Raw genomic sequence first — 3,176 nt, forward strand, 5'->3', positions numbered from 1 at the left:
GCGAAGTCCCGGAAGAAGCCGAGGGGTACCTGGGCACGGGCATCGCCGGCAGTGTCGCGTCGGGACGGGTGTCCTACACCCTGGGTCTCGAGGGCCCTGCACTGACCGTGGACACGGCGTGTTCGTCTTCGCTGGTGGCCCTGCACCTGGCGTGCGAATCGCTGCGGCGCGGCGAGTGCTCGATGGCACTGGCCGGAGGCGTCACCGTCATGGCGACGCCGGCCACGTTCATCGAGTTCTCGCGTCAGCGGGGGCTTGCGGCGGACGGCCGGTGCAAGTCGTTCGCCGATGCGGCCGACGGCACGGGCTGGGGCGAGGGCGTCGGCATGCTCCTCGTCGAGCGGCTCTCGGACGCCGTACGCAATGGTCACCAGGTCCTGGCTGTCGTACGCGGCTCCGCCGTGAACCAGGACGGCGCCTCCAACGGCCTCACCGCACCCAACGGACCGTCTCAACAGCGGGTGATCCGGGACGCGTTGGCGAACGCCGGGCTTTCCCCGCAGGACGTCGACGCGGTCGAGGCACACGGCACGGGCACCACGCTCGGTGACCCGATCGAAGCCCAGGCACTGCTGGCCACCTACGGACAGGACCGGGGCTCGGACCGTCCGCTGCTCCTTGGCTCGGTGAAGTCCAACATCGGACACACCCAGGCCGCTGCGGGCGTCGCCGGTGTCATCAAGATGGTCATGGCAATGCAGCACGGCGTACTGCCCCAGACCCTCCACGTCGACGAACCATCGCAGCATGTCGACTGGTCGGCAGGCGCGGTGGAACTGCTCACCGAGCGGACCGACTGGCCGGAAACCGGTGACGCGCGGCGCGCGGGTGTGTCCTCGTTCGGCGTGAGCGGCACCAACGCCCACGTGATCCTGGAGCAGGCACCCGCGGCCCTTGTGCAGATACGCACGTCCGCCGAGGCCGATGAGAGCCGCGCCGAGCCGTCCACCATGCCGTGGGTGATGTCGGCCCAGGACGGGGCAGGGCTGCGTGCGCAGGCCGAGCGGCTGCGGTCGTTCGTGGCCTCGGACCCGGACCTGCTCCCGGCGGACGTGGCCTGGTCGTTGGCAACAACCCGCGCCAAACTGTCGCACCGCGCGGTGGTCGTGGGCGCGGACCGCGCGGAGTTGCTGCGCGGCCTGGACGCGGTGGCGAACGACGAACCCGCCCCGGGCGTAGTGACAGGCCTCGCCGGAACTCCGTCCGGCGTGGTGTTCGTCTTCCCCGGTCAGGGTTCACAGTGGGTGGGGATGGCGAGTGAACTCCTCGCCACCTCACCAGTGTTCGCGGATCGGATGCGGGAGTGCGCGGACGCGCTGGACCCGTTTGTGGACTGGTCACTGTTCGATGTGCTCGACGATGAGGAAGCCCTGCTCCGGGTCGATGTGGTCCAGCCGGTCCTGTGGGCCGTCATGGTCTCGCTGGCCGAGCTGTGGCGTTCGTATGGAGTCGTTCCGGCCGCAGTCGTCGGCCACTCCCAGGGGGAGATCGCGGCGGCATGCGTCGCGGGCGGGCTCAGTCTGGAGGACGGGGCCCGCATCGCGGCCCTGCGCAGCAAGGCACTCCTCGCCCTGTCCGGGCGGGGCGGCATGGTCTCCGTGCCCCTGCCCGCAGACCAACTCCGCGACCGCGACGGGCTGTCCATCGCCGCCGTCAACGGACCCGCCTCCACCGTCATCTCCGGCGACAACGACACCCTGGACACAGTCCTGGCGGAGTTCCCGCAGGCCAAACGCATCCCCGTCGACTACGCCTCCCACTCCCCCCACGTGGAGGAGATCGAAAGGGAACTGGCCGAGGCCCTCGCCCCCATCACCCCCACAGCGGGTCACATCCCCTTCTACTCGACCGTCACCGGCGAACTCACCAACACCGCAGAGCTGAACGCCGCGTACTGGTACCGCAACCTGCGCCACACCGTCCAATTCCAAGACACCATCCAGACGTTGCTCGGCCACGGACACACCACCTTCGTCGAAGCCAGCCCTCACCCCGTCCTCGCAGGCGGAGTGCGTGACATCGCCGACGCGGCCGAGACGGCTGTCGTGGCGACCGGCTCCCTGCGCCGCGGTGAAGGGGGCGTCCGTCGGTTCCTGACCTCGCTGGCCGAGCTCTCAGCCTTCGGCACCGTGACGGACTGGCACGCCGTGTTCGCCGGGAGCGGGGCGCAGCGCGTCGACCTGCCGACGTATCCGTTCCAGCGGGAACGCTTCTGGGTCGAGCCGAGCACCCCTGCTGCTGCACCGCTCACCGAGGCGGACGGCGAGTTCTGGGCGGCGGTCGAGCGGGAGGACGTCGAATCGCTGTCGGCGGCCCTCGGTCTCGACGGGGAGCAGCTGAACGGGCTGCTGCCCGCACTGTCTGCCTGGCGCCGACGACGGAACGACCGATCCATCCAGGAGTCGCTCCGTTATCGCATCGACTGGAGGCCGCTGACCGGCAATCAGTCGGCGTCCCTGTCGGGTTCGTGGCTCGTGGTGGTCTCCGAGGCCGAGGCCGAGCACCCGTGGGTCTCGGGCGTGACCGAAGCACTGGCCGCTCACGGGGCCCAGCCGTCACTGCTCGTACTCGGAGAGCACGAACTCGACCGCGACGGACTGGCCGAGCGGCTGCGGAGCTCCGCGGACGCCGTGGGTGTGGTGTCGCTCGTCGCTCTCGACCGGCGGCCGCATCCCGACTTCGCATCCGTGCCGGTCGGCTTCGCCTTGACGGTGCTGCTGTCGCAGGCCATGGGAGACGCCGGAATGGAGGCACTCCTGTGGAGCGTGACCCAGCAGGCGGTGTCTACCGAGGGTGCCGATCTCGTCGATGCGCCGGAGCCGGCTCTGGTGTGGGGCCTCGGCCGTGTCGTAGCGCTGGAACAGCCCTTGCGCTGGGGCGGATTGATCGACCTTCCGGCAGTTGTGGACGGCAGGTCCGCCACGCAGCTGATCCGGGTGTTGTCGGGTGTGACCGGTGAGGACCAGGTAGCGATCCGCGCAGCGGGCGCCTACGGACGCAGGCTCACCCACGCACCCGCGCTCAACCCCGAAGCACCCGCCTGGCAACCCACCGGAACCATCCTCGTCACCGGCGGCACCGGCGCACTCGGCAGCCACGTCGCACGATGGCTCGCCCACCACGGCGCCGACCACCTCATCCTCACAAGCCGCCGCGGCATGAACGCCCCCGGCGCA

1 protein-coding gene is annotated in these 3,176 nt (G+C 70.2%); it reads left to right on the forward strand.

Annotated features, from left to right (window positions below; translation table 11 throughout):
- Positions 1-3,176, forward strand: a 3,176-nt coding sequence (locus ACZ5CR_RS43505; RefSeq protein ID WP_468868733.1) for a type I polyketide synthase, incomplete at both ends; no start/stop codon positions are given.

The organism is Streptomyces sp. NPDC031274, from assembly GCF_055570235.1.